The organism is Marinobacter sp. AL4B (assembly GCF_019916045.1).
Taxonomy (GTDB): Bacteria; Pseudomonadota; Gammaproteobacteria; order Pseudomonadales; family Oleiphilaceae; genus Marinobacter.
Genome location: NZ_JAILWZ010000013.1, coordinates 475,059 through 499,446, shown reverse-complemented (window position 1 = coordinate 499,446; position 24,388 = coordinate 475,059). Strand labels below are relative to the sequence as shown.

The window sequence follows — 24,388 nt, the reverse complement described above, 5'->3', positions numbered from 1 at the left end:
GATGTTGAGAACCCGAGTTATTGCTGCCCTGCTGGGCGGCCTTTTCTGTTTGTGGGCGGACGTCTCGTTCGCGGCCCGAACCGTTACGGATTTAGCGGGTCGTTCGGTGGAGCTGCCTGGTGAGGTAAACCGGATTATATTGGGTGAAAGTCGGTATATTCCAGCGCTTGCCATTCTGGAGGGTGATGCCCTGCCTGACCGCCTCGCCGGTATGCTTCCGGATTTTGAAATGACCGATCCGGGCGGGTACGCCCAGTATTTGAAAGCCTTCCCGGAACTGGCAGATGTGCCACGGGTGGGCCACACCTCCGCCGACAGTTTCAGTTTGGAAAGCGTGCTCGCCATGGGCGCAGATCTCGCCATCTTCAGCCTGGAAGGACACGGCCCCGGAGCTCGTAACGGCCAGCTGATCGACCAGCTGCAGCGGGCGGGCATCGCCGTGGTATTCATAGACTTCCGGCGGAGCCCGCTGGTGAATACCCCGAAAAGCATGACCGTGTTAGGCGAAGTACTGGGTCGGCAAGAGCAGGCGAAAACCTTTAATCGGTTCTATCGCCAACAGCTGAAGAAAGTTACCGACGTGGTGGGGCAGATTCCGGCGCCGGATAAACCCACGGTATTCCTGCACAGCCGGCTAGGCCTGCACGACAGCTGCTGTGAAACTATGGTTGAAGGCATGATGGGGCACTTCCTCCAAGCCGCCGGCGCGCGCAACATTGCCGAGGGTAAAGTACCGGGTGTCAGTGGGGTCTTGAACCTTGAATACCTGATCAGCAACCCGCCGGATTACTACGTGGCCACGGCCATCGGCTCGCAAAAGTACGCCCGCTCTGACGCTGACTACAGCTACGTCATGCTCGGCGCCGGTATCGATGCGGGCATGGCCCGAGCGTCGTTGGCTCAGGCCACAAACCGGCCCGGGTTGCGTGCGGTAAAGCCCATCCGTGAGGGGCAGGCCATGGCCATCTGGCACCATTTTTACAACACCCCGATGAACGTCATCGCTGTTCAGGCTCTGGCCCGATGGTTTCACCCGGAAGCTTTTGCCGATCTGAACCCGGAATCGACGCTGGTGGAATTCTACCAACGCTTTCAGCCAGTCGAGCTGGATGGGGTTTATTGGATTAGTGCTCAGGAGACTCCTGAATGAGCGCCGTGGCCCCATCGTCAAATGGCGTTGTGGATAACTCAGCCCCGGGAACCTCGCTGGCCGCCCAATACCGTCGTTTTGTCTTGCGGCGGGTGTTGTGTCTTGCGGCTCTGGCAGTAATCGCTGTCGCCGCCTTGTTGGTGGACATCGCCAGCGGGCCGTCCATGCTGGGCCTTGGCGATGTGATCCACGGCTTGCTGAAGCCGGACAGCCTCGATGCCGGTACCCGGGTGATTATTGAAGACATTCGATTGCCCTATGCCTTGATGGCCGTGGTGGTAGGCGCTTGCTTGGGCCTTGCCGGTGCTGAGATGCAAACGGTGTTGAATAACCCGCTGGCCAGCCCGTTCACCTTGGGCGTGGGTGCGGCAGCTACGCTGGGCGCATCTTTGGTGATTGCCTTCAACATCTCTTTTCTGGGGCTGGCGGCCCATGTGTTGCTGCCGTTGTCGGCGTTTGTTTTTGCCGCAGTGGCTTCCTTGCTGATTTTGCTGTTGTCGCGCACCTTGGGCGCGTCGGTGCATGCAGTCGTGCTGTTTGGTATCGCCCTGTTATTCGGCATCAATGCCGTGGTGGGGCTGATCCAGTTTGTCGCAGACGCAGAGTCGGTGCAGCAAATTGTGTTCTGGACCATGGGCAGTCTGGCCCGGGCGAGTCTGGATAAAGTTATGATCGTCGCCGCGGTGCTGGCGGTCTGCCTGCCGTTTTCGCTGCGCAACGCCTGGGCTATGACACTGCTGCGCAGTGGCGAAGAACAGGCGCGCAGTTTGGGCATCCGCGTTGAACGGCTGCGGCTTACGGTACTGATGCGGGTCAGTCTGCTGACCGCTGCCGCCATGTGTTTTGTCGGCGAAATTGGTTTTATCGGATTGGTGGCCCCGCACATTGCCCGGCTGATGCTCGGCGAAGATCACCGTTTCCTACTTCCGGGCAGCGCGCTGGCCGGCGCGGTGTTGCTGTCGTTGTCTTCCATCGCCAGCAAACTGCTGGTGCCGGGTGTGGTGCTGCCGGTGGGTATAGTCACCGCGCTGGTGGGCATTCCCTTGTTTATCCTTTTGATTATCGGCCGCAGCCGGAGGGTCGCGTTGTGACATTGCAGCTGCAATCCGTAACCGCCGGTTACCGAAACCGGGCCGTGTTTAACAACCTGTCTCTGCCGGAAATACCGGCGGGAGCCTTGGTGGCTGTGATCGGGCCGAACGCGGTCGGTAAATCCACCTTGCTGAAATCCATTGCAGGTTTGCTGCCGATTTCCGGTGACATGACCTTTGGCGGTGAAAATCTGGCGGCGCTGAGTTCGCATCAGCGCACTCGGCGAATTGGCTACCTGCCTCAGCCACTGCCGCAAGCCATTCCATTGGTGGCCTATGAAACTGTATTCAGTGCCTGCCGTTCGGCTCGGGGCGACTGGACTCGCGAACAGACAGAGCAAGCCATTGAAAATGTGTTCGATACGCTGGGCATTCGTCAGCTGGCCTTGCGTCGGCTGTCGGAAATGTCGGGTGGTCAGCGGCAAATGGTGGGCTTAGCGCAAGTGCTGGTACGCCAGACACCGCTGATGCTGTTGGATGAGCCCACAAGTGCGCTGGATCTGCACTGGCAATTGAATGTGCTCAACGCCGTGCGCGATGCCACCCATCAAGAGCGTTCTGTGGCATTGGTGGCGTGCCACGATCTCAATCTGGCGTTGCGTTATTGCGACCAGGTGCTGGTGTTGTCGCCCGGCGGTCAGGCCGAACTCGGCACGCCGGAACAGGTATTAACGCCAGACTTGCTGGCACGCACCTACGGCATTGAAGCCCGTATTGAACGCTGTTCACAGGGCCAACCCATTGTGCTGGCGGACCGCCCCTTGCCCGCCAGTGTTCGCTGAACCCAAGGAGATTGTTATGCCGTTTATGAACGCTCAAGTATCCACCGCAAACCCCAGCCGTTTGATTAACCGCTTGTGCAAACATTTCAGCCACAAGATCGAAGCCGTGTGGAGCGAAACCAACGGGTTGCTCACCTTCTCCATCGGAGAGTGCCGGTTGAGTACCCTAAACGGAGCGCTGTCGCTGGAATGCCAGTCGCCGACTGCGGACGAATTGGACGAGTTGGGGCAGGTGGTGGCGTCCCACCTCATCCGCTTTGCTGGCGATGAGGTGGCCGAGGTTCAATGGAACCCCGCGACCGCTTGAGGTTGAGTGCATTGCTCTGCCAGCACCTTGCGTAGCTGGCGGAGATCGCTGTTCAGTACCCGGTAGCTGTCCGAACCGAACCATTCCAGAGACACATCCAGATCGATGCCTTCTGATTGCCACGCCGCCAGCTCTGCCAGTATAGGCTGGTAGTCACACGCACCCTCCAAAACCGGCACCATGCCCTCACGCGTACCCGCTGGCGAATACACGTTAGCGGGAGCAAACACGCCTAGCTGGCTGTGTTGTTGAATGTTCTTGAAGTGACAATGGTGTACCCAGGGTGCCAGCTGCTTAAGCGCAACCAAAGGGTTAGCACCAGACTCCCAAACGTGCAGCACGTCAAAGTTGATCCCCAGGGCCGAGTGGTCAATGTCGCTCAGCAGTTCGAGGGTGGAGCCCACGGTGTCTGCCAAGGTGCCTGGGTGAGTTTCCAGCATCAGCGACAGGCCCTCACCGGCCACGCACCGGGTCAGAGTTTTTAACCGCTGAGTCATAGCCCGGCGCTGGCCGGGCGAAACCTCGTCGCTGCCTAATGGCCCCGCAAAGGTGCGCACCTTGTTTGCGTGCCAACGCTTTGCCAACCGACAGGCCTCGCGGGTTTTGCGAAGCGCTTCCGCTTCACTGCCATCCAGCGGTAGGTAATCGCTGACCATGGGAATGCGCAGCCCCTGGCGTTCTATCCAGTGGCCATCCAAGGCAGGCTGCCGGTCCAGATGGCGTGCGTGCACGGCCCAAAGTTCAATGCCGTCGAAGCCGTTGCGTTTGGCCCAGTCGGCCAGCTCTGGTAACGACACCAAATGGTGCCGGAATGAGATGGTACACAGGTGAAAACGGATCATCACAGCACCTCCAGTGGGGCTTGTTCGGTATCGGTTCGGGGCACGCCGATGTTGCGATAACGCTGCCAGTCATCGAACAATTCCAGCAGGCTGGTTTTGATGGCGAGTTCCCGCTCATCTTGTTCATTCAACAGTTGCTCAACGCTGGCCAGCAGATCGTTATTGCCGGACATCACCAATTTCAAAGCGCGAAACTGAATTTGCGTATAGGTTTTCACCAAACGTTCGATGTCTTCGCAGACCGCTTCAAACCAGGGCGCGCCTTCGGCTTGTTTGCCTTGATCTTCGAGTAGCCAGGCGAAGGCGTGTTCGTAGGCGTACTTGCGAATCGCCATCACCGGAATTTCCCGAAAAGCATGGGACAGGTGTGCCAGCGGTTGGCAGGCATCGGGCCCGGTATGGGCACGAAGGATGCGCCGCAGGGCATCGGTGAACGGGTTGTGGTTGGCCTTCATGCATTGCGCGAAGTAGGCGGCAACGGTTTCAGCCGGCGTGTGGTGTATGTTCAAACCATCGAAATAGAAGCCACCGGCGGCGGCCGGAGAGCGCACGGATTCCAGAATCCGGGCTTTCGGCAACACCCCTTCCCACCGGAAGTCCGGATCAGACATGAACCATTCACCGGGGTTGTCGGTGGCTTCCAGCATCACGTAGTGCGGAAACGGATTCTGGTGAAATTTGTTCTCCCGTTCGGGTAGCCGGTACAGGTCAAGCATCACCATTACTTGCCGGTCCGAGGGCCGGTTTTCCACCAGCGACACCAATGTCTGGATGTTGGTTTCTTTGTCCGCCTCAGGGTTGTACCAAGGTTCAATGCTGATGCCGTACAGCAGCTTGTACCAGTCACGGAACTCGTTATGGCGGGTGTGGGGCGAGTGGTACGACAGCTCCATGGCATCATTCACCGAAAAATCGGCATCCCAAACGCCGAAGTAAAACGGACGGTGGTCGACCCCGGGTGTACGTTTGATGATCTCGCACACGCAGCTGACAAAACAGTGCACCTTGATCACAGCGACGGCTCCTTGTGGTCGTTGGCGACCAACAGCCGGGCCAGATCATCCACAGTTTCGAGTTCCTGCGTCAGTAAGGTTTCTTCCGGCAGGTTGAAGCCGTGTTCCAGTTCCAGATGCACAATCAATTGCAGCAACATGATGGAGTCGATGGCCAAATCCGCGTTCAAACGGGCACTGCCCGTGAAAGCGGAGAGCCGCGTGTTCGGCAAATGCTGCTGAAGAGCCGCCTTGATAGCGGCATGGCGGTTGACGCTCATGCAGGCACCTCCGCTGCGAGCGTGTGGGCAGGCGCTTCGCTCAAAAGGCGGCGGCTAACTTTTCCGTTGGGCAGGCGCGGAATGGTTTCCACCTGCTCGATGACCGCAGGTACCTGATGGGGCGACAAGTATTCACGGCTCCATTGTTTGAGCTGATCGATGTCCAGCTCGGAATCCGCCACAAAACGCAGACACACTCGCTCGCCAGCGAAACTGTCGGCTTGCTTGTAAGCCACTGCTTCCCGTATGCCCGGGTAACTTAGGTACACGTCTTCGACCGCGCCGGGGTAAACGTTGATTCCCGCCACGTTAATGGTGTCGTCGGTGCGCGCCAGAAAGTGCAATTGGCCGTGGGCGTCGAAATAGCCCAGATCCCGGGTATTAATGTGCTGGCCGCTGCCTTTGATGGTAATCAGGACGTCGTCAGGCTGCTCCGCAGAGGTGCCGGCATCCAGCGAAACATGGGGCAGGGGCGTGCCCAGCAAACCGGGTTCGGTCACGTTCGCTGTGAGCGCAACACAACCGGCCTCCGAGCAACCGTATTGCTGGCACAGCCGTTGGCAGCGGTCCCTAAGCTGATTCAATACCGGGGCAGACAAAGGCGCGCCGGATAGCATCACGGTATGCAGCGTCTCGCTTGGCGGCAGTATCCGGATCAACAGGCTGACCAATGTGGGAGAGGCATACAACAAGTGCTCCGGCGCTGAACGCAGCTGTGACAAAATGAACCGGGGGTTCAGATTGGTGACCACGTGCGGGGTGGCACCTCGTTCCAATGCCGCCAACACGCCACAGATCAAACCATAGGAATGGGTGACCGGACAGGCCACCACCGGCGTGAGTGGCTGCGCTTCAGTGAAGTGCTCAACGTAGGCCGTGAGTTCACGGTCGATGTCTCGCCACGAGCGGGCAATGGTCTTGGGCTTGCCGGTAGTGCCAGAGCTGAGCTGTATCAACTCGCCCCCCGTGGCCTGGCCCGAATGTGCCCGTGCGTCGACAGTCTCCGGGGCGGCATCGCGCAGGCTGTCCCCGAACAGTAAATGGCTGCAACCAGTGTCTTTTGCCAGAGTGAGTGCTGCTTGCCGGGGCGTGCCGGGATGAATAGGCAGCACGCTGGCACCCAGCGGTTTCAGCCACAGGCACAGGGCCAGCCAGTGGGCCGTGTCTTGCAGGCAAACCGCCAAACGGCAGCTGGCCGGATTTTGGAACGGGCCGGAGTTAACCAATGGCGCCACAATGCGGTCACAATCGTCTTGGCTGTAGGGTGTGTTATCAACGTAAAACAAAGGAGCAGTCACGATAACCTCGCTTGCTGGTGATCGGTGAATGAAACAGGGGAACCGTTCGGGCTGGTGGCCAGTGGATTGGGAACCCAGTGGCTCAAAGTTCCCGTGTCCGGTTGCAGTTTTCGGGTCAGTAGTGATTCGGTTTTTAACCTTGGCTGGTCCCAGCCCAGTTGTGCCAATCGGTGCCGAAGGTCCGGGTGTTGCAAAGCGTATTGGTCCAGCAGCTTGCGCACTTGGGCCCAGAATCGGGTTTCTGCAAACCCGTAAGCATCTTCGAGCAGCAAGGCCAATTCGCTGAGGTTGTAGATGAACAGGGTATCCACAGCCAGCTCTCGCAAGGCTTCGGGGCCCGTCATCCGGTAATAGAGATCATCCGGTGCTTGATCGTAACCGGCTTGGCGTTCGCCCAGATCCGGTTCTGGCGTGGTGGCTGCGAGGTAGTTGCGGGCGTACTCCACACTATCGTGGAAATCCCGCAACAACAGCGCATTGGGCCAGCCTTCCCGTACAATCAGTAGGCTGTTTTGAGCGTGGGCTTCTAAGCCAACGCCGTGGGCGGCCAGCATGTGCCAGACCGGCAGAATCAAGGCCGAAAGCGTAGCGTTCAGCCAGGGCTCAAGGCCGTACCGCTGCACCCACGGTTGGATGAACGGCTGGCTGTCGGGTTGCCATTGAAACAGCGCATTCAGCGGCACCGCCTGTTCGCCCTCGTACAACCGGGCGCTGAGGCTGGTGCGCCAGATGACAGCCAACTCGCCTTCAAGCGGGTGTTGCCCGGGCAGGGTGCCGGGTTGCGCGATGAAACTCAGGCTGGCGTACTCCGGTAGCAGCCGGAGCGGGTAGTCTTGCGAGAGCCTTGGGTCTGATTCAATAATCGCCTCCAACCAGCGGCTGATGGCCGGTGCCGATGGCACCGAATGCGGCTCCAGATGCCGGCGAGAAGAAGTGTTGTGAATGCCCAGTGGCAGCTTGACGCAAGCCTTGGTGGAATGAGTCAGGTTAAACAGCGAACGCAGCGACTGGCTGGGCTGGTAGCGGTCGCCCAATGGCCCGAGATCGCGAATATCGAAGTCCTTAAGCTGCCCGGCCAGCGGCCCGGTACTAAGGTGTTGCCATTGCCAAGGGTGCATAGGCACTGCGCCGTAGTCTTGCCAATCAATGCCAACCCGATGAAACGCCGCGCGCAGCAAAAACGCCGTTTCCTCGCCCAGCTCTGCTTGCCAGAATGCCAGGTCAGAAGCGGGCAGCTGGCTGGCCAGATAGCAATGAGGTACGGCCACCCAGTGTAGCCGGAAACCGGCGCTGGCTTCTGGGCTGTAGCGCATTAAATCGTCGGCGCCAAACCCCACCCGGCTTTTGAAACACGGGTGGTAGGGGTGCCCCTCATGAATGGCCCGGTCCAACGCTTCGCCGTGCAGCGAGCGCCGATCGTATAACGTGCGGGTTTGATGGCTGTTTTGAAGCTGTTCTTCATTAGCGATAGTGGAGGTCAGTTCTTTCAACAGTATCTGGTACCGAGATCGGGAGCCGGGTAACTCCTGAATAAGCGCCGTTAGGCTCACCGTCACCGGGCGTTGATTGCGATAAAAACTCAGGGTTTCAATGTCCAGACGTACGCGACTGAAGCCCCGAACCCGGCCCCGGCAGCGGGCCTGCAGCGTGCCTAACGGAAAGTTTAGCCACTGCCAGCTTTCGCTGCGGGGATCGGTTTTGTAGCAAGGCAGAAGGCCTTCAAACAATAAGGCCTCCAGCAGTTGTCGAAGTACCCGTTGCTGTGGGGTTTCTGCAAGTGCCGCCACCGAAGCGGATTCGGCCAGCGGATTACGCAGCGCCATGGTGCACCTCAACGGCTTGTTTGCGTAGCTGGCTGGGTAGTACAGATTGCACACGGCGACACAGCGGGTTGGGGATGCTGGTATACACGGCCATTTCCAGCTCGGCGTTCAGCTCATCGACATCGTGCACACGGGTCAGCAGGTTGCCTTTGTAGGGCAGGCAGCTGTCTTCCAGCAACATGGCCACTAACGGCCGGGCCGGGCCATCAAGGCGCACCAGTTCCGACTGCAAAAAACTGCGCAGCTGCCGCAGCAGAACCGCCTCTGACACCAGCCCATCCACGCCGAAGCGGGCAATCACCGAAAACAGCTGGTTCACAATCAGGTAATAACAGAAGCGGTCGCGAATCATCGCATCCCGATAGAACAGCTCCGGAGTATCACGCACATCCGGGCACAGCGCCGTCAATGACTCGCGCCGACTCTCGGACAGGTAGTAGCCTTGGTTGTCCCGGTAGTAATAGGCATCCGGGTAGCCGCCGCGAATGTCCAGAAGGCTGTTCTGTTGATGGGCTTCCAGCGCAATGCCGTATTCGTCGTACAGCCGCAGGGCGGGCGCGATGGCGCAGGCGAGGTAATGCTGGAACCAATCCCGACTGACGGATGCCAGACTGCGGTTTTCATTTAGCGCCACGCCTTCGATCAGGCTCAGCAACCGGGAATTGCGCCCCGGCAAAGGGTCTTGGGTCAGCGCAGCAAGGCTGATCACGCCGTGGTTCTGGCCCTTGGGGAAGGGGTTTTCCCGAAAGATCACCTCAAACCCGCTTTCGGCCTGCCCGGGCAGTTTTACCGTTAAGTAGGCGGGATCTTGCAGGATGCGGAACGCCGGCTCGCTCTCGGCAAAGCCGGTTTGTTGAATTAACCGGGCCATCACCACGCCGGCTCGCAACTCCGGCACCTTGTTAACCCGCAATGAGTTGGTCACTTTGACCGGAATGGAGAACTTCAGCATCCAGTCGGCTTGCTCGCTGTAAAGAGTACGCACGGACGACGTTGCGGAAAACTCCGGCCCCAGCGCTCCCAAGGGATGAATTACACCGTCTTCAACGGCGCTTTGCACAGGCGGTTGCAGTAGCAACCACTGGGCCTGCAGCGGGTGGGCCGGTATCAGAACGTGGTCGTCGGGCAGGTTTAATGTGGGGTGGCCACCTTTGATCAGAAACTCTGCCATAGCCCTGGCGGGCAAAGCGGTTGCCGAATCTTCCTCCACGCAGGATTTGTGCACCATGAAGTAATGCAGCTGAAACCGGTTTGTCAGCTCGGGCGCGTAAGCGTCTTGCTGCCATTCCGGCATGCCTTGCCGGCTTTTCGGAGTGGGGTGGCTGGCGTGGCCGAACAGCAGGGATTGCTCAGCCTCAAGAAACCCGTTCTGGTGAAGGCGCGGGTCGTGCCGGCGTTTGGCAACGTAGCGGGTCATCACGCCGTAGCTGTCGGTCAGCCGGTGCAGCAGCTCCAGTTCCCGCTGTTTGCGCAGTTCCGGCACCATGCCCGCCGAACGAGCGTAGAGCTCCCGCACCAGCAGGCACATGGCCTGAAAGGGCTCAATCTCGGCCCAGCAATAGCGGCCGCTCAGCCACTGCTGTACTTTGCCGTAGCGATGCCGGCCAAGGTCAGAATGGTACACAATGTTGATGGCGAGGCGGGAGCGCTGGCTTTCAAGTGACAGCTCGCAGGTCCATTGGTTGGGCGTGCGGGCAGAGCGAGTGTTTTCACGCCACTGACCGGGATCTATTTCCTGCAGATAACCATGAAGAAAAGCTTGAAAGCTTGCCTGTTCGGCAATCGCGCGGGCGGACGGTCCCATGTCGACACTCCAAAGTCAGAATTTGGAGTTAATCTAAATGAGAATTATCCTCAATTGAAATATATTTACATCTTTTACATTTGGCGCTAAGCCGTGCGAGACATAATCAAACGCTGGGGCCGAAAGCGAATAAACAGCGCCAGCGCGAGCCCGAAGGTCAGCCATTCGGCGATAGGCAGCGCCAGTAGTAGCGGCCAGTCTGGTGCAAAGCGGGTGATACTCATCAGCAACAGAGCCGGTAACACCAGGCTGCGGGAGAACGCCACCACCGCCGAGGGCAGAGGTTGGTGGGTGGCGGTGAGGTACACCGACAGCAGTACGTTGATGCCGTTGACCAAAAAAAGCGGCCAAAGGATGGCGAGATACTGATCGGCTAACTGCGCCGTGGCCGGGTCTGCCGAAGTGTCGAGGAACAGCCGAACCACGTCATTGCCGAATAGCCATACCGTGCCGACCAGTGTCAGTGCCAAGGCCAGAATCACCATAGCCCCGCAGCCCATGAACCGACGGATGCGTTCGGCATTGCCTGCGCCCAGATTGTGGCTGATCAACACATGCATTGCGTCGGCAATGCCGTAAAACACCATCAGGCTGAGGAAGATCAGGTAGTTCACTACGGTGAATGCCGCCACCCCGGCCAGCCCTTGAGAGGTCATCAGCAGCCAGTTGATTAGCAGCATCACCAAGCCCACCGACATCTCGTTGATCCACTCAGACACGCCATTGGCGAAGGCCTTGGGCACTTCGCGCCAGTTTTGTTGCTGCAGCCGGAATGTCAGCTTGCGCGTGGGTTTGGCAAAATACAGAGCCAACACCGAGAGCTGCAGGACCTGAGCTATGCCGGTGGCGATGGCGGCACCGCGCAGGCCGTATTCCAGATACCCTACCAGCAACGCATCCAGTGCGATGTTGGCAGCCGCACCCAACACCAGTGCCGTGGTGGCCAGCCCGGGAAAACCGTCTACCCGGACGAAGTAATACAGCACCATGGTCAGCAGCTGCACCACTATCACCCAGATAATCACCAGATAGTATTCGGACATCAGCGGGAAGACGCTGGGTGACGCCCCGAGTAATCGATAAATGGATTCGTGAAACAGCAGCCCGACCAGCGCGCCGGTCAAAGCCAGCGCCAGCGTTGCTGTCATGCATTTGCTGAAGATCGCAGACGCGGCAGCCCGGTTGCCTTCACCCAAATATCGACCGGCCCGTACCGTGCCTCCAATGGCCAACGCCAACGCCAGCCCGAACATTAGCGTAAACCAGGGAATCAGCAGGTTCAGCGCCGCGAGCGCGTCGGCCCCGGCAAAATTGCCGATGAAAATGCCATCCACAATGCTGGCGGTGGTGAGCGCGAGCAGCCCGGCCACCGAGGGTAGGGCATAGCGGAAAAAAGCCGGCCAATAAGGGCCGGCCAGGATTGGGTCGTTCGCTTCTGCGTTGGGGCTGGTCATTGCGCTTCCATGGCTGAATGAATCAGCTGAATAGTTCTTGCAGCTTCTCGCCGGGTTCCGGTGCACGCATAAACGACTCGCCGATCAGGAAACCGTAAATACCACGCTCGGTCATGGTCTGCACGTCTGCACGGGTCATAATGCCGCTTTCGGTAATGGCCAAACGGTCAGACCCAATGCGCTGATACAGGTCGAAGGTGGTGTCCAGCGACACCTCGAAGGTGTGCAGGTTACGGTTGTTAATACCCACCAGTGGAGTGCTCAAGGTTAGCGCATCGTCCATCTCTTCGCCGTTGTGCACTTCCACCAACACATCCAGCCCGATCTCATGGGCAATGCCTTCCAATTCCTGCATCTGGTCTTTGGTCAGGCAGGCGGCGATCAGCAGAATGCAGTCGGCGCCGATGGCACGGCTTTCGTAGACCTGATACGGCGCGACCATGAAATCCTTGCGGATCACCGGCAGGCTGCAGGCCGCTCGTGCTGCTTTCAGATAGTCTTCGTGGCCTTGGAAGAAGTCTTGGTCAGTCAATACTGACAAACAGGCCGCGCCGCCTTTTTCGTAGCTTTCAGCAATGGCTTCCGGCTCGAACGGGTCGCGCAGAATGCCTTTGCTGGGGGAGGCTTTTTTGATCTCGGCAATCACCGCCGTCTGCTGTTGTTCAATGCGCGAACGCAGAGCATTCGCGAAGCCTCGCGCCGGCGGCTGGTCGCCTGCCATGGCCTTGAGGTCAGCCATGGAGGTTTTCGGTTTGCGCTCGTCCACTTCCTGCCATTTGCGCTCCACAATCTTGCGCAGAATGGTGGGGGTACGATCATTGTGCCTGTTTGTCATGTCGGCCTCAGAAGCAGTGGGAAAAATCGGCAAGCTCAGACATCTTGCCTGCAGCCAGGCCAGAGCCCATGGCGTCCAGCGCCATTTCTACGCCCATTTGCGGCGTGTTGGCCAAACCGGCAATGTAAATCGCCGCGCCGGCGTTCAAGGCGATCATGTCGCGGGCTTTTTCGGTGGTTTCGTCGTGCTGACGACCGAACGCTGAACGGATGAGCTTCAGGGATTCTTCAGACGAATCCACGGTCAGGCCTACGAGCGCTTGGCTCTTGATGCCCAGGTCTTCCGGGGTGATGCTGTATTCGGTGATCTCGCCGTCTTTCAATTCGGCCACGTAGGTCTCGGTGGCCAGGCTGATTTCATCCAGCCCGTCTTTCGAGTGCACCACCATGATGTGCTCGGCACCCAAACGCTGCATCACCTCCGCCATCGGGCGGCACAGGGCTTTGGTGAACACTCCGATCAGCTGACGCTTCACGCCCGCGGGGTTGGTCATGGGGCCAAGGATGTTGAAAATGGTCCGGCAGCCCAGTTCTTTGCGGGGGCCAATGGCGTGCTTCATCGCGCCGTGGTGAGACGGGGCAAACATAAAGCCCACGCCGATTTCTTCCACGCAGCGGGCAACTTCTTCCGGTGACATGGTTAGATTCACACCGGCTTTCTCAATCAAATCGGCACTGCCGCTCTTGGATGACACGCCCCGGTTACCGTGCTTAGCCACAAAGCCGCCAGCCGCGGCAACCACGAACGAGGCCGCAGACGATACGTTGAACAGATTCGCACCATCACCGCCCGTACCCACGATATCAACCAGCGGCTCCGCATTAATCTCAACTTTGGTGACCAGCTCTCGCATGACTTCGGTGGCACCGGTAATCTCGTCAATGGTTTCGCTCTTCAGACGCAACCCCATCAGAAAGGCACCCACCTGCGCATCGGTGGCTTCGCCTTTCATCACGATGCGCATCACATCCTTCATTTCCTCACGGGACAAATCCAGATTGGCAGCAATGCGGTCGAGGGCTTGTTTCATATCCATGCGGGGGTGTCCTTTCTTAGGATTTGAGGAAGTTGCGCAGCAATTCGTGGCCTTGCTCGGTCATGATCGACTCGGGGTGGAACTGCACGCCTTCAATCGGCAAAGTCTTGTGGCGCACACCCATGATTTCTTCGATGGAGCCGTCTTCGTTGCGGGTCCAGGCGGTCACTTCCAGGCAATCCGGCAGGGTGTTCTGATCAATCACCAAACTGTGGTAACGGGTAGCTTGTAGCGGATTGTTCAAGCCCCGGAACACGCCTGTGTCTTTGTGGTAAACGGGGGACACCTTGCCGTGCATTACGCGCCCGGCGCGAATGGTGTCGCCGCCAAACACCTGCCCAATAGACTGATGGCCAAGGCAAATGCCCAGAATCGGAAGCTTGCCGGCAAAATGGCGAATGGCTTCCATGGAAATGCCCGCTTCGTTGGGGGTGCAGGGGCCGGGGGAAATCACCAGTCGCTCCGGGTTCAGCGCCTCGATTTCCTCAATGGTGATTTCATCGTTCCGGTGCACCTGAACCTCGGTACCCAGCTCGGCCAGATACTGGACAATGTTGTAGGTGAAGGAATCGTAGTTATCAATCATCAGCAGCATAGCAGTTCTAACCTATCGTTTTGTAAGTGTATTTTACTGCCGTGCTGGCGGTGTTACTCACAATATTACTCTCAGTGGCTTTCGTTTGAAATGAGTGCGTTTAAAGACGAACGATTATTGCAGCCGGCAGGCACCGGTACAACACTCAGTTGCTCGAGAGCATCCAGCAGGAAAGTCCTTTTTCCTTTATTCGCTTTGAAAATGGCTACTTCTGCTATTTCTTCTTCACCGAGACCCACATTGCAATTTCCATCCGCGCAACCGAAACGCCCTGCCGGTCTTTAATGTCGACATTAGCAGTGAACTCGTCAGCGTCGGGCCAGACGTCGGGCAGAGTCCCTGTTGCTACGGCGGTTAAATCGCTGGTGGCTTTGCTGAGGTACTCGACTTTCATTCCTTTGGGGATCCATCGATGAGTCGTCGGTATGCTGACGTCTGTCATCATACCTCCGGCCAACTCGGCCATATTGCACATAGCAATAGCGTGAACCGTGCCCAGATGATTTTGTATCGCGCGATGTTTTTTGACTTGGACTTCTGCTTTTCCTGGTCGCAGGTCGGTCATGAGCGGCTTGATGGAATTGAAATATGGCGCCTTGATACACACGCCCTTGCTGAACAGTTGCCGCCCCATGGGGAGCGAACTCATTTTTTGGAACAGCGCGAGGTTGGGTTGAATCGTATTTTTCATAATCAGCGGTACCGTTGTTAAGTTTTTTAGAATATTATTCTAGAATTATATTCTGTCAATGGCTGAGGAGCCGATCAGATGGAGCCAGCATTTGAGCGTGCGTACCCGGGCACCAATAAAGCGACGAAGCGCCATATTTTGAGTTGCGCGTTAAAGTGTTTTGATGAGGGGAGATTCGAGGCTGTAACGATCGAGGAAATCAGGGAGAAATCCGGTAGCAGCACGGGGACGATTTACCATCATTTTGGCAGCAAGGAAGGGTTGGCCGCGGCGATTTATTTCGCGGCCCTTGATGACCAGCAGGCGAGCTTCAAGGTCGCGCTGCTGAAGACGAGCAGCGTTCGCGAGGCCCTCAAAGCATGGGTTAGTGTCTACATTGAATGGATTGTTGGAAACCCCCGCCTCGCGCGCTTTATGTTTGAGTCTCGTAAAAGTATTTCTACCGGGGCGCGAAAAGAGCAGTTAAAGGAGCGCAATGAGGTGCGCTATGGAGCGCTTAAGAAGTTTTTGTTAATTGCTGTTGAAGCAGGCCTGATTCGCTCATTGCCAGCTGAAACCTATCCGTCACTACTGATTGGTCAGTCGGAAAACTACTGTCGCGCGTGGCTATCGGGCCGTGTAACCACGTCCCCACTAGAGCACATTGATGTGTTCGCTGATGCGGCTTGGCGCTCTATAGCGGTTGCCCCACGTGCAGACGCCTGAAGCCGAGATCAAACTTCGGCCTGAAGATCAAAATGCCGTGCTGACGCGCGCAGGGTTTCCACATGCACGTGTCGGCAATCCAGCGCAAAGCGTTTGGCGGCCTCTGCCAGTGTGGCCTTAATCCGGCTGAAGGCTTCTTCCTCGTCGTCCGGCATTACCGACAGCATCAGACTGATCACTGGCTCCTTGTGGATTTCGCCCTCGTAGGCGGATTTGAACGCCTGACCATCATCAGCCCAGAACCCGGTTAAAGTTGCGCTGTCGGAAGAATGCAGCACCGTGGTTCCACCAAACCGCTGCGACAAATGGCCCGCCACAAAGTCGCCGACATCGGTCATTTTCTCCGGGCTGATTGAGAACAGCACCAAAAAGCGGATACGGGCATTGTCTGTCATGGTTAAAACCTTATCAGTCACGAGTTAGCGCTTGGCCAGATAAATATAGATGAAGATCGCCACCAGCAGGGCAGACGATAACGCAATGGCCCCATTGGGCGGCAACCACAAGAACACATCCAGAATACCCGGGAAGTCATCTTTAGGCAGGTTGCGGGATGCGGTGGTCAGCGACAGGAATAGCTCCACCAGCGCCACGCCCCCGATGCCGGCGAGAATCAGTTCAACGGTTTTATCCACGCGAGATTTGCGCGCCTCCAGCAACCGGGCAATGCGCGAACGAATCAAATCCGTACGTTCCAGCGCGCTGCTGATCAACGTGTCCAGCTGCCAGGCCGCGCAGGTGTCTTCCACGATTCGCGCCCGTTCCGCCTGAACACCGGCCCGGGCTTCTTTGAACTCCAGCCGGCTGAATTCGAGGTGATCCAGGCTCACCGTGATATTCGCCATTAACCGGTTCAACTCGCCGTTGCGGGTACGCTTTGCGTTCAGCAGATCGGTGAGCTGTGAATAACTGGATTTCAGAATGGCGCCGTAAATGAACAGTATGGCGTTATAAAGCTGGCAGATGGACAAGCCCCGGAACCAGTCGTCGCGACAGTCTTGCGGCTGGTCACCCACCACCAGAATGTTGCCAGATCCTACATAGTGGCGCGCCTGTTTGAGATCGTCGAGGGAGCCGGCGTAAGACGCCCACTGGCGCAACAGCTCTCCCACTGGCTGATCCAGCTCTTCCGGGCTGGCCACAATACTTCGCCCGGTCCAGAGCACATGGCTGTCCGGAGCGGTGATTTCTTTGAACGCAACGTCTTTAAAAACCGCTAGCTTGTTCGGATCGCGAAGCTGCTGCTCATCGCCGGATTTACGCTTGCCAAAGCGCCCGGAAAACTCCCGGCAGTAAGCCTGAAAACACGGATAAATCAGCGCCCCGTAAACGTCGCTCGCCGCATCCGACAGGGTACGGTCTAACCGGCCGGATTCAATCAGCGTTGCCAGCATGGCCTCGTCTACTTGGATCATGACATCCAACCGCAGCAGTGCCACTGTGTCGTCGTACAGGAACAACTGGCAGGCCTCGATCTCGCCGTTCCACTCATGGCAAATGCGCGCCAGATTCTCCGAACGCTCCTGGGCGGCCGCAGTATCAATGTCGTAGCAACCAAACGGCTGGAAGAACACCGGCAAGCTGTCGTGGGCCAGCGTGCCGTAGCCGTTGGCCCAGGGCCAATCGAAAGACGTAAGCGCATCCGAAGCCGGCAGCAAACGCTTGCCACCGTAACCGGAGCCACCCTGCAACGCCTTGGCCGCGCGGTGTTCGCTGTTGGCGCTGATGGGCGAGCGAACCGGAGAAAGAGTGGCAATCCGCAGTGTGGTTTTGTGGGTCATTGAAGGCCTTACGGAATTTGGCTATGGAGTATAGAGCTGATGGTTCTGGAGTATAGCGGGATTGGGGGGAGGACTGCATGGGGGGGTGGTGAAAGAGGGAAGCGGCTAACTGTGTTGATTGGGAGACGGTTCTCGGAATTTTGAGGGAAAAAGCGTGACTGTTAGTAAGCTTTTGATATGGTTGCTGTGGGGTCTGTGCTGGTTTTTAAAGAGACGGCGTTATACGAACGCGTTCGTATAACGCCATGTTAGGCTTCCAAGGAGTAAAAAATGGATTTGGAAAAGTTTGAAGAGCAGGTTTTTTTTAGCACAGTGCGAATCACGATTCCTCAGGCTTCGGGAGAGGGGGCATCTATAGGAACGGGGTTTCTTTTTAAAGCGCCACTTGGAGATGATTCGAATCGTGCGGTGATGCTTCTAATATCCAATAAGCATGTTTATGGGAATCCAAATCAAAAAATCACGCTAAATTTTCATCGGCGGGACCCCGAAGACCCTTCTCGCCCTCTATTAGGTGAAATAAAAACCCTTGAGGCTGATAATTTCTCTGGGGTGTATTCCGAACATCCGAATCCATCTGTCGATCTTGCTTGCTTAAATGTTTCGGTTATAACGCAAGAAGATCAAGAAATCTTCCATAAGAATCTTTATCCTGAAATGCTTTCAACGTTTCAGGAACCCGACTTGCTTCCCGGTAAAGATGTGTGGTTCGTGGGATATCCAGAAAATCGCTATGACGTAGCCCACAACCTACCGATATTAAGGAAAGGGTATATAGCGAGCGTCCCAAAGATTAATTTCAATAATCATCAACAGATGGTTATAGATGCGCAAGTTTTTCCTGGATCAAGCGGCAGCCCAGTATTCGCAACTTTAGGCTCACACTTCAAGTTGGTCGGCGTAGTTACAGAAACGATGATTAAACACCAACAGTTGCAAACGATACCTGTTGGTGTCTCCGCTGGTGTTCAGCAGGTACTCGGGTTAGGAATAGTATTGAAAACCGCGTTGGTCCAAGAGCTATTAGAAACTGTTACGAGTAAGGTTCGAGAAGAACTCGATCAACAAGAACCAGAACCTTTGGCAGAGAACTCAAGCCGTCAAAAAACCTAACATGTCCATTAACTGATTGGTGGACTTCCCTCGATTGGATGAAGCACCGAATGGACAGTCCGCAGGGCAAGGAAATCTACAGTCATCGTATGTCGGTGGAGGAGCCAGTGTCCGGCAACATCGGCGCGAATGAGCGGCTCAATCGTTTCAGCCTACGGGATAGAAAGAAAGTGCAGGGTAGTGGCAGCTAAAATGCTTGGAGCACAATATTGAGAAGTTGGCGCATTACGGGCAGATGGCGGCATGATCCCGGGAATTATGTCCTCCTGACGCACGCCTCGGACGCCGGTCAGGGGTGCCTGAACGCTGAAACGCTAGGATCGGGAGCTATAAAGGGCAATCGATCCTAAAACTGGAAACTGTCGGCTGAACGGGCCAGCTAAAAGACGAGATTGTAGACGTTGGAATGCTCGCTCATTTATGGTTTTTCTGCAGTCACGTTATGTTTTAGAAAAATTGCTTAAAATTTAATTGTATTAAGGGATATAAATGCAGGATATACGTGAAATTGATTGGGGTAATGACAGCGCAGAAAATGACCCGGCGCTATTGACTTATTTTGTTACGCCATCGAACTTTAACCGAGTGACAAATTTCAAAAAGACATTTGTAATTGGTAGAAAAGGCGCGGGAAAAACTGCGATTAGAAAGAAATTGATAGATCATTTTTCAGATGAAAAAAACCACATAGTTGTCGAAGTATCACCTACAAATGGTATTTTTAGAAATCTGGCAGGCGTAGATCTTTTGAAGGAGGAACGTGGTGATGAGACTATTTTTCAATTTGCATGGTTGAATAGCATCATGCGAAAAAGTCTCAATGCAATAGGTTCGGAGCAGGGGAACAAACTTACCGTTGGAAGTGCAGATGCTGCTAGGCAATTTGCTAAAGCCGAAGGTGTTACGAACTCCGATTTTGTAGAAGCCGTATCTAACATACTAAGCTCAATCAAGCTGAGATTTAAGGATATCGGTGAACTGGGATTTCAGCTCGAAAGCATAATCAAAGAATCTTCGGCAATAGACAGGTACGAATACCATCTAAAGAAACTGGCAGAAGATGGTTGCAAAACAACTATATTGGTCGATGACCTTGATGTTGGGTGGGATAATAGTGAAAGGAGTAATCAAATCCTTCTTGGACTGCTAACGGCATCAATGTATTTGAAGTCAATTCACAGCAACGTTAATTTGATTTTTTTTATTAGGGATGACATATATTCCATTCTAATGAAGAAGACGACGCATAGTGACAAGTATCGAGACATATATAGAATTCAGTGGACGGATGATAGTTTTAGAAGTTTGTTGGCAGAGAGGGTTTGTCAATCGTTAGACGGTGAGCCTAGCAGAGAAAATCAAAAAGATTTCCTAAGGGTCTTTCCAGAGAAGGTAGGTAATCAATTTACTCTTGGATGGATGATAGAGAGGACGCTAGGTAGGCCTCGAGAACTTCTACAGCTGTCGCGCATATACACAGAGGCGCTTGCCGAGAATAGACCGGATGGTGATACGTTAAAGGATGTTGAAGACGACTATTCCACTTGGAAAAAAGAGGATTTGTGTGCTGAATTCGTGAACCAGTATCCTGATCTTGATAGAGTATTTGAGTTCTGGAGGCATAAGTATTTCAGAACAAAGTATCAAATCGACGAAATTACTCTCGAAGAAAGAATGTTTGAAATTCTTGATGAGGTAAGTATAGACGAAGAATGGTTTGCAAAGCTTAGGAGTGATGCGAATACTCAAGGCTTGGCGAAAGTGCTTTTCAATATTGGTTTTTTTGGTGATTTTGTGAAGGGAGGGGACGGAGGAAGTAAAGTAAATTACTTTGGTGACACAACGAATCCGTTATTAAAGGAAGTCCAAGTGCATCCTTGTTTTCGTAAAGCTGTAGGCACTGTTCAGAGAAACAGGTGAATATAACATATAGCGTAAGTCCAAGGTCCATGAAGGGCCGCCGCTTAGCTCAGCGTCATGAAAAACGTTCGCTTTAACATACTTATCCAAAAGCGTACAGATTGGTCAAAAGTTAAACACGCGAGAGGCGCGTTATGACAGAAATCACAGTAACTGATGCGCGCAAAAAAACTCTATCGGTTGATTGATGAGGTCGCCGAGTTGCACCAGCCAATCGTCATCATGGGTAAGCGGAACAACGCCGTTCTGGTATCCGAGGAAGGCTGGTCTGCAATTCAGGAACCACTTTGCCTGCTCTCCGCATTAGATATGCGGGAGTCCGTCCGTTAGGGAATCGTAACCCCTGTGGATAAATGCGATGAGGCGCTGGGCTGGTGACGTGAAAGTTGGCTTCCTGCGGCCTATGGTGCCGTTTTCACGAAGCGATATACGCAAGGAGTGTTCAAAACTCATGGCAAATAACCGCAACCAACGCGGACCAATTGAATCAAGGTTGATCAGCCTCTTCGCATCGTTGTTCTTCTCTATCCCAACGGCAGTATTCATTTGGTTCTGGGTAAACCTAGAACTGGCCGTGTATTGGGATGGTTTTCTCAGCAGTCGTTATCTCGTTACCTGTATTGTCGTTTTTGCTGTATTGGCCCTGTTGCTCCCGAAACTGTTTCCAGCCATTCTCGGGGGAATCTGGCGCGGTATCGGCAAGATTTGGAATTGGTGGGGGTTTTAGCCTTTTTCCTGTGCAGTAATGGCCCGTTGGCAGCACGCCCCTCTGCTGACGGGCCCAATTAACGTCGGGGCTTAAAAGGATTTTAGATGAACTGGTATCTGGAAGTATTAAAGAAATATGCAGTATTCAGCGGCCGGGCGCGACGTAAAGAATATTGGTTTTTCATCTTGTTCAATATCATCATCAGCCTTGCGCTTGGGGCAATCGATGGTGTGATGGGGAGTTATAGCGAAACTGCGGGAGTAGGGTTGCTGGGTGGCATCTACTCGCTCGCTGTTTTAATCCCGGGGATAGCGGTTACCGTTCGCCGGCTTCATGATACGGGGCGCAGTGGCTGGTGGTTTCTGATTGTACTTGTCCCGGTTATCGGCGCACTGGTACTGCTGGTGTTTATGGTTCTGGACAGTAAGCCAGAGCAAAACCAGTACGGAGCGAATCCGAAGCAGGTGGCGGCTTAACAAGGTAGATTGGCGAGCCCCTATCCATTCGCACGTATCTGTGGGTTCGTTTAATACGTGATCGTTGGTGCCCCGTTCCCCTTATAGGCGTTTCCGGGGACACCAAGCCGATCCGAATTCTAGTCAGCCGCAGAGGCTTATTGCTCTGCGTTCCGAAGTGATTCCTGAACAAGGCGAAGTAGCGGTTTAGCACCAAACTGCGTGAGTTTGCGGCCGTTCACGAAGAAGCTCGGGGTGCCCATAACGCCGATGGTTTGGACGTCCTGCATGTCTTTCTCAAGGATGGCGTTTATCCGTTCAGACTGCATATCTTCACGGGCTTTGGTCAGGTCCAGACCGGCTGCTTCAGCCGCTTCCCATGCTTTGGCCACTGTCGGGTCGTCGTGCCAGGCAGGCTGCACTTCTAACACAGCTTCCAGAACCGGTTCGTAGATGTTTTGCAGGCGGGCGGTTTCCAGAATTCTTGAGACTTCTTCAGAGCCCTGATGAAACAGGGTGTAGCGCAATACCAGCCGCACTTGGCCTGGGTATTCCGCAAGAATCTGTTTCACGACCGGGTAGAATGCCCGGCAGGCTTCGCAAGACGGGTCGAAAAACTCAACGATGGTCACCGGTGCATCGGCCGGTCCGAATGTGGGCGAATGAAAGCGCTCCAATGCTTGCTGGTTTGCGATGGGTTCGGCCGTGGCTATGGGCTTTTCGCTGGCGGTCGTTTTTTGAGTCTGTTCGGGCTGTGGCTGGTACAAAACAGCGGCTGCAATGGCGGCAACCAGTACCAATCCTACGACAACAACGATGGTACGACGATTCATGAATGAATTCTCCGATGGATGAGTAAAAATAGGATGACAATGGCCAACCGCCCACATGAAGCTGCTGGCGGTTATCCGTTACTGGGAGTTCCCTCCGGATTTGCTGCCGCAGGTACTTTGCGCTGATGAGCAGCAGCTGCTTTCGGCGCTTTTGACCTCTTCCTTGCTTTGTTGGTTGGTAGTTTCAGCACGACCGACACGCCACTCCTGAACCGCTTCACGCATAACCTGCCAGGCGGAGTGCAGGAACAGCGCGGCAATGGCGAGGCCCACAATGATATCCGGCCACAGTGTATTTGTGAGGGCGACCAGTCCAGCGGCAATGATGACACTGGTGTTGGCGAACAAGTCGTTCCGGGAACACAGCCAGGTGGAGCGCATATTGAGGTCATCTGCTCGGTGGCGGTAGAGCAGCGCGAAACAAATGCCGTTTGCGATCAGAGCCAGAACGCCAATCGCCCCCATCCATTCAGCTGCGGGCACTTCCTGTATCATCAGCTTGCGGATAGCATCTGCTACAACAACCAGCCCAAACAACAGCATGAAGCCGCCCTTGAACAGCGCCGCCCCTGCGCGTGCCTGCCGGCTTCTGTCTAGTACGAACAGTGTCAGTGCATAGACCGACGCATCGCCAAACATGTCCAGGGAGTCGCCCAGTAGCGCGGTCGAGCTTGCGATCCAGCCAGCGGCGAATTCCACCACAAACATCAGCGCATTAATGGCAAAGGCAATGTAAAGCACCCGGCTTTGATTGGCCCTCAGTTGGGCCAGTTCACCGGCCTTATTCTCGCAGCAGCTGTCCACGACAGAGCCTCCTAAAGTTGGCAGTTCATCGGTACACTAAGGGTTATAGTAACTATAAGGTCAATGACGATGAGCGAAAAAAGTTACACAGTCGGCCGGCTGGCCGCTGATACGGGCATCAAGGCCGTGACCATTCGCTATTACGAAAAAATTGGGCTGTTACCGGAAGCCAGCCGGTCGGAATCTGGCTACCGTTTGTACTCCGAAGCGGATTATTCACGGCTGCTGTTTATTCGGCGAAGCCGCGGGCTGGGGTTCAGCTTGGATGATATTCGGGAACTGCTGTCGCTGGCTGATCGGCAGCAGGACTCCTGTGCTGGCGTGGATGCCAAAGTAGAGCAACAGTTGGAACAGGTGCGCTCTCGGTTGAAAGATTTACGTGCAATGGAACACGAGTTGGAAAGGCTGACGGCGTGTTGCGAAGGCGGGGCTATCATGGACTGCCGCATTATCGAGACGCTGTCTGGTGAAACTGCGACGCGGTAATGATTTGGGTGCCATCTGCCCCGCTGTGAAAGCCTACAAAAAGTAATCTTCCTCAAGCGCATTGATGATTCTGCTGCTCATAGCCGGAGTCGTTCGCTCGACATACTCTTTGTACTCTTCCGCTAGACTCCCGTAGTAAAAAAAATGAGTCAGTATTTTGCTACTGCCATCGAAAAAGTAGTTTTTTGCCGGAGCGCCATATTCGTAGGCCTCGACTCGCACATGATATTCCGTTGTCGCGGTGTTGGGCAGAATAAACGCAGAGAGAATGTTGAAGGCTCCCGAGATCAAGTCTGCGCCAGTATGCTCCAGGCTACATTCCGATATAAGAAGCAGCGAGAGATCAGCATTGTCTTCGGTGTCCGCTTCAACGTAGTTCAATGATGCAAAGCGACTTTTTAGCTCTTCGATGAGTATGCCGTCATGACAGGTGAGGTCGCTGTTGCTTGCGCTGGCGATGTAGACGCTCTCTTTGCCGGTTACGGCTTCCGAGTTGAAGCCTTTATCGCTTGGCGGGAACGCGATGGCGCAGCCTAGCAAAGACTGCATCAGAGCCAGCAGTAGCAGGTACTTCATGACGATTGCCCTTCTGTTGTTTGTA

At 55.3% G+C, this 24,388-nt stretch carries 26 protein-coding genes and 2 pseudogenes; 12 read left to right on the top strand and 16 right to left on the bottom strand.

Annotated features, from left to right (window positions below; all coding sequences use genetic code 11):
• Window position 1: 1 nt before the first annotated feature.
• From K5L82_RS12655 to K5L82_RS12640, 4 genes are read left to right on the top strand one after another with little or no spacing between them, the layout of a single operon-like run.
• The gene (locus tag K5L82_RS12655; protein ID WP_133007249.1) at window positions 2–1,150 is read left to right on the top strand and encodes an ABC transporter substrate-binding protein; all 1,149 of its coding nucleotides are present in this window, start codon (window positions 2–4) and stop codon (window positions 1,148–1,150) included.
• The gene (locus tag K5L82_RS12650) at window positions 1,147–2,241 is read left to right on the top strand and encodes a FecCD family ABC transporter permease (protein WP_133007250.1); all 1,095 of its coding nucleotides are present in this window, start codon (window positions 1,147–1,149) and stop codon (window positions 2,239–2,241) included. The genes K5L82_RS12655 and K5L82_RS12650 overlap by 4 nt, the downstream gene beginning before the upstream one ends.
• Window positions 2,238–3,023 (top strand): ABC transporter ATP-binding protein, encoded by a 786-nt coding sequence (locus K5L82_RS12645; protein ID WP_223134390.1) that lies wholly within the window; start codon window positions 2,238–2,240, stop codon window positions 3,021–3,023. Before K5L82_RS12650 ends, K5L82_RS12645 begins: the two co-directional genes overlap by 4 nt.
• A 16-nt stretch (window positions 3,024–3,039) precedes the next feature.
• On the top strand, window positions 3,040–3,330 hold the full coding sequence (locus K5L82_RS12640; protein ID WP_133007252.1) for a DUF2218 domain-containing protein: 291 nt from the start codon (window positions 3,040–3,042) through the stop codon (window positions 3,328–3,330).
• Here the strand turns inward: K5L82_RS12640 and K5L82_RS12635 are convergent.
• The 11 genes from K5L82_RS12635 to K5L82_RS12585 all read right to left on the bottom strand — a co-directional run bounded on the left by K5L82_RS12635 (window position 3,306) and on the right by K5L82_RS12585 (window position 14,981).
• Window positions 3,306–4,172 (bottom strand): sugar phosphate isomerase/epimerase family protein, encoded by an 867-nt coding sequence (locus K5L82_RS12635; protein ID WP_133007253.1) that lies wholly within the window; start codon window positions 4,170–4,172, stop codon window positions 3,306–3,308. The genes K5L82_RS12640 and K5L82_RS12635 overlap by 25 nt on opposite strands.
• Entirely contained in the window at window positions 4,172–5,185 is a 1,014-nt protein-coding gene (locus K5L82_RS12630) for a DUF6005 family protein (protein ID WP_223134389.1), read from the bottom strand. The genes K5L82_RS12635 and K5L82_RS12630 overlap by 1 nt, the downstream gene beginning before the upstream one ends.
• The gene (locus K5L82_RS12625) at window positions 5,182–5,445 is read right to left on the bottom strand and encodes a phosphopantetheine-binding protein (RefSeq protein WP_223134388.1); all 264 of its coding nucleotides are present in this window, start codon (window positions 5,443–5,445) and stop codon (window positions 5,182–5,184) included. The genes K5L82_RS12630 and K5L82_RS12625 overlap by 4 nt, the downstream gene beginning before the upstream one ends.
• Window positions 5,442–6,743, bottom strand: a complete 1,302-nt coding sequence (locus K5L82_RS12620) for an AMP-binding protein (RefSeq protein WP_223134387.1) — start codon at window positions 6,741–6,743, stop codon at window positions 5,442–5,444. The genes K5L82_RS12625 and K5L82_RS12620 overlap by 4 nt, the downstream gene beginning before the upstream one ends.
• Window positions 6,740–8,566, bottom strand: coding sequence for an IucA/IucC family protein (locus tag K5L82_RS12615; RefSeq protein ID WP_223134386.1), 1,827 nt, complete (start codon window positions 8,564–8,566; stop codon window positions 6,740–6,742). Before K5L82_RS12615 ends, K5L82_RS12620 begins: the two co-directional genes overlap by 4 nt.
• Window positions 8,553–10,370: an IucA/IucC family protein gene (locus K5L82_RS12610; RefSeq protein WP_223134385.1), complete on the bottom strand. Its 1,818-nt coding sequence runs from the start codon at window positions 10,368–10,370 to the stop codon at window positions 8,553–8,555. The genes K5L82_RS12615 and K5L82_RS12610 overlap by 14 nt, the downstream gene beginning before the upstream one ends.
• Before the next feature lie 86 nt (window positions 10,371–10,456).
• Window positions 10,457–11,824: an MATE family efflux transporter gene (locus K5L82_RS12605; protein ID WP_223134384.1), complete on the bottom strand. Its 1,368-nt coding sequence runs from the start codon at window positions 11,822–11,824 to the stop codon at window positions 10,457–10,459.
• 22 nt (window positions 11,825–11,846) lie between these two features.
• Window positions 11,847–12,659 carry an indole-3-glycerol phosphate synthase TrpC gene (gene trpC / locus K5L82_RS12600; RefSeq protein ID WP_133007260.1) on the bottom strand — a complete coding sequence of 271 codons (813 nt, stop codon included), beginning with the start codon at window positions 12,657–12,659 and terminating at the stop codon, window positions 11,847–11,849.
• 7 nt (window positions 12,660–12,666) lie between these two features.
• Window positions 12,667–13,695: an anthranilate phosphoribosyltransferase gene (gene trpD, locus K5L82_RS12595; protein ID WP_223134383.1), complete on the bottom strand. Its 1,029-nt coding sequence runs from the start codon at window positions 13,693–13,695 to the stop codon at window positions 12,667–12,669.
• A 16-nt stretch (window positions 13,696–13,711) separates the two neighbouring features.
• Entirely contained in the window at window positions 13,712–14,290 is a 579-nt protein-coding gene (locus K5L82_RS12590; protein WP_114335463.1) for an aminodeoxychorismate/anthranilate synthase component II, read from the bottom strand.
• A gap of 214 nt (window positions 14,291–14,504) precedes the next feature.
• Window positions 14,505–14,981, bottom strand: coding sequence for a hotdog fold domain-containing protein (locus K5L82_RS12585; protein WP_207924312.1), 477 nt, complete (start codon window positions 14,979–14,981; stop codon window positions 14,505–14,507).
• A 78-nt stretch (window positions 14,982–15,059) separates the two neighbouring features.
• On the opposite strand from K5L82_RS12585, the gene K5L82_RS12580 reads away from it, so the two are divergent.
• Window positions 15,060–15,686 (top strand): TetR/AcrR family transcriptional regulator, encoded by a 627-nt coding sequence (locus tag K5L82_RS12580; protein ID WP_223134382.1) that lies wholly within the window; start codon window positions 15,060–15,062, stop codon window positions 15,684–15,686.
• An 8-nt stretch (window positions 15,687–15,694) separates the two neighbouring features.
• Here the strand turns inward: K5L82_RS12580 and K5L82_RS12575 are convergent, their stop codons facing one another.
• Both K5L82_RS12575 and K5L82_RS12570 read right to left on the bottom strand, forming a co-directional pair.
• Window positions 15,695–16,081 carry a hypothetical protein gene (locus tag K5L82_RS12575; protein ID WP_223134381.1) on the bottom strand — a complete coding sequence of 129 codons (387 nt, stop codon included), beginning with the start codon at window positions 16,079–16,081 and terminating at the stop codon, window positions 15,695–15,697.
• Window positions 16,082–16,105: 24 nt separating this feature from the next.
• The gene (locus K5L82_RS12570) at window positions 16,106–17,467 is read right to left on the bottom strand and encodes a hypothetical protein (protein ID WP_223134380.1); all 1,362 of its coding nucleotides are present in this window, start codon (window positions 17,465–17,467) and stop codon (window positions 16,106–16,108) included.
• Between the two features lie 270 nt (window positions 17,468–17,737).
• Between K5L82_RS12570 and K5L82_RS12565 the strand changes: the two genes are divergently transcribed.
• The 6 genes and pseudogenes from K5L82_RS12565 (at window position 17,738) to K5L82_RS12540 (ending at window position 21,685) form a co-directional block, all read left to right on the top strand.
• The gene (locus tag K5L82_RS12565; RefSeq protein ID WP_223134379.1) at window positions 17,738–18,580 is read left to right on the top strand and encodes a serine protease; all 843 of its coding nucleotides are present in this window, start codon (window positions 17,738–17,740) and stop codon (window positions 18,578–18,580) included.
• 32 nt (window positions 18,581–18,612) lie between these two features.
• Window positions 18,613–18,827: pseudogene (locus K5L82_RS12560) on the top strand (transposase); the annotation flags it as partial.
• A gap of 242 nt (window positions 18,828–19,069) precedes the next feature.
• On the top strand, window positions 19,070–20,500 hold the full coding sequence (locus K5L82_RS12555) for a P-loop ATPase, Sll1717 family (RefSeq protein WP_223134378.1): 1,431 nt from the start codon (window positions 19,070–19,072) through the stop codon (window positions 20,498–20,500).
• A 134-nt stretch (window positions 20,501–20,634) separates the two neighbouring features.
• A pseudogene (locus K5L82_RS12550) lies at window positions 20,635–20,830 on the top strand (type II toxin-antitoxin system Phd/YefM family antitoxin).
• A 121-nt stretch (window positions 20,831–20,951) separates the two neighbouring features.
• Window positions 20,952–21,227, top strand: a complete 276-nt coding sequence (locus tag K5L82_RS12545; RefSeq protein WP_223134377.1) for a hypothetical protein — start codon at window positions 20,952–20,954, stop codon at window positions 21,225–21,227.
• 86 nt (window positions 21,228–21,313) lie between these two features.
• Window positions 21,314–21,685 (top strand): DUF805 domain-containing protein, encoded by a 372-nt coding sequence (locus K5L82_RS12540; protein ID WP_223134376.1) that lies wholly within the window; start codon window positions 21,314–21,316, stop codon window positions 21,683–21,685.
• A 137-nt stretch (window positions 21,686–21,822) separates the two neighbouring features.
• Here K5L82_RS12540 and K5L82_RS12535 read toward each other — a convergent pair whose 3' ends face one another.
• Together K5L82_RS12535 and K5L82_RS12530 are read right to left on the bottom strand one after the other, a co-directional pair.
• Window positions 21,823–22,497, bottom strand: a complete 675-nt coding sequence (locus K5L82_RS12535) for a DsbA family protein (RefSeq protein ID WP_223134375.1) — start codon at window positions 22,495–22,497, stop codon at window positions 21,823–21,825.
• Window positions 22,498–22,575: 78 nt separating this feature from the next.
• Window positions 22,576–23,301, bottom strand: coding sequence for a cation diffusion facilitator family transporter (locus tag K5L82_RS12530; RefSeq protein WP_133007271.1), 726 nt, complete (start codon window positions 23,299–23,301; stop codon window positions 22,576–22,578).
• A gap of 69 nt (window positions 23,302–23,370) precedes the next feature.
• Here K5L82_RS12530 and K5L82_RS12525 point away from each other — a divergent pair, with 69 nt between their 5' ends.
• Window positions 23,371–23,787 (top strand): MerR family transcriptional regulator, encoded by a 417-nt coding sequence (locus tag K5L82_RS12525; RefSeq protein WP_133007272.1) that lies wholly within the window; start codon window positions 23,371–23,373, stop codon window positions 23,785–23,787.
• 33 nt (window positions 23,788–23,820) lie between these two features.
• Here the strand turns inward: K5L82_RS12525 and K5L82_RS12520 are convergent, their stop codons facing one another.
• The gene (locus K5L82_RS12520; RefSeq protein ID WP_223134374.1) at window positions 23,821–24,363 is read right to left on the bottom strand and encodes a hypothetical protein; all 543 of its coding nucleotides are present in this window, start codon (window positions 24,361–24,363) and stop codon (window positions 23,821–23,823) included.
• Between the last annotated feature and the right edge of the window lie 25 nt (window positions 24,364–24,388).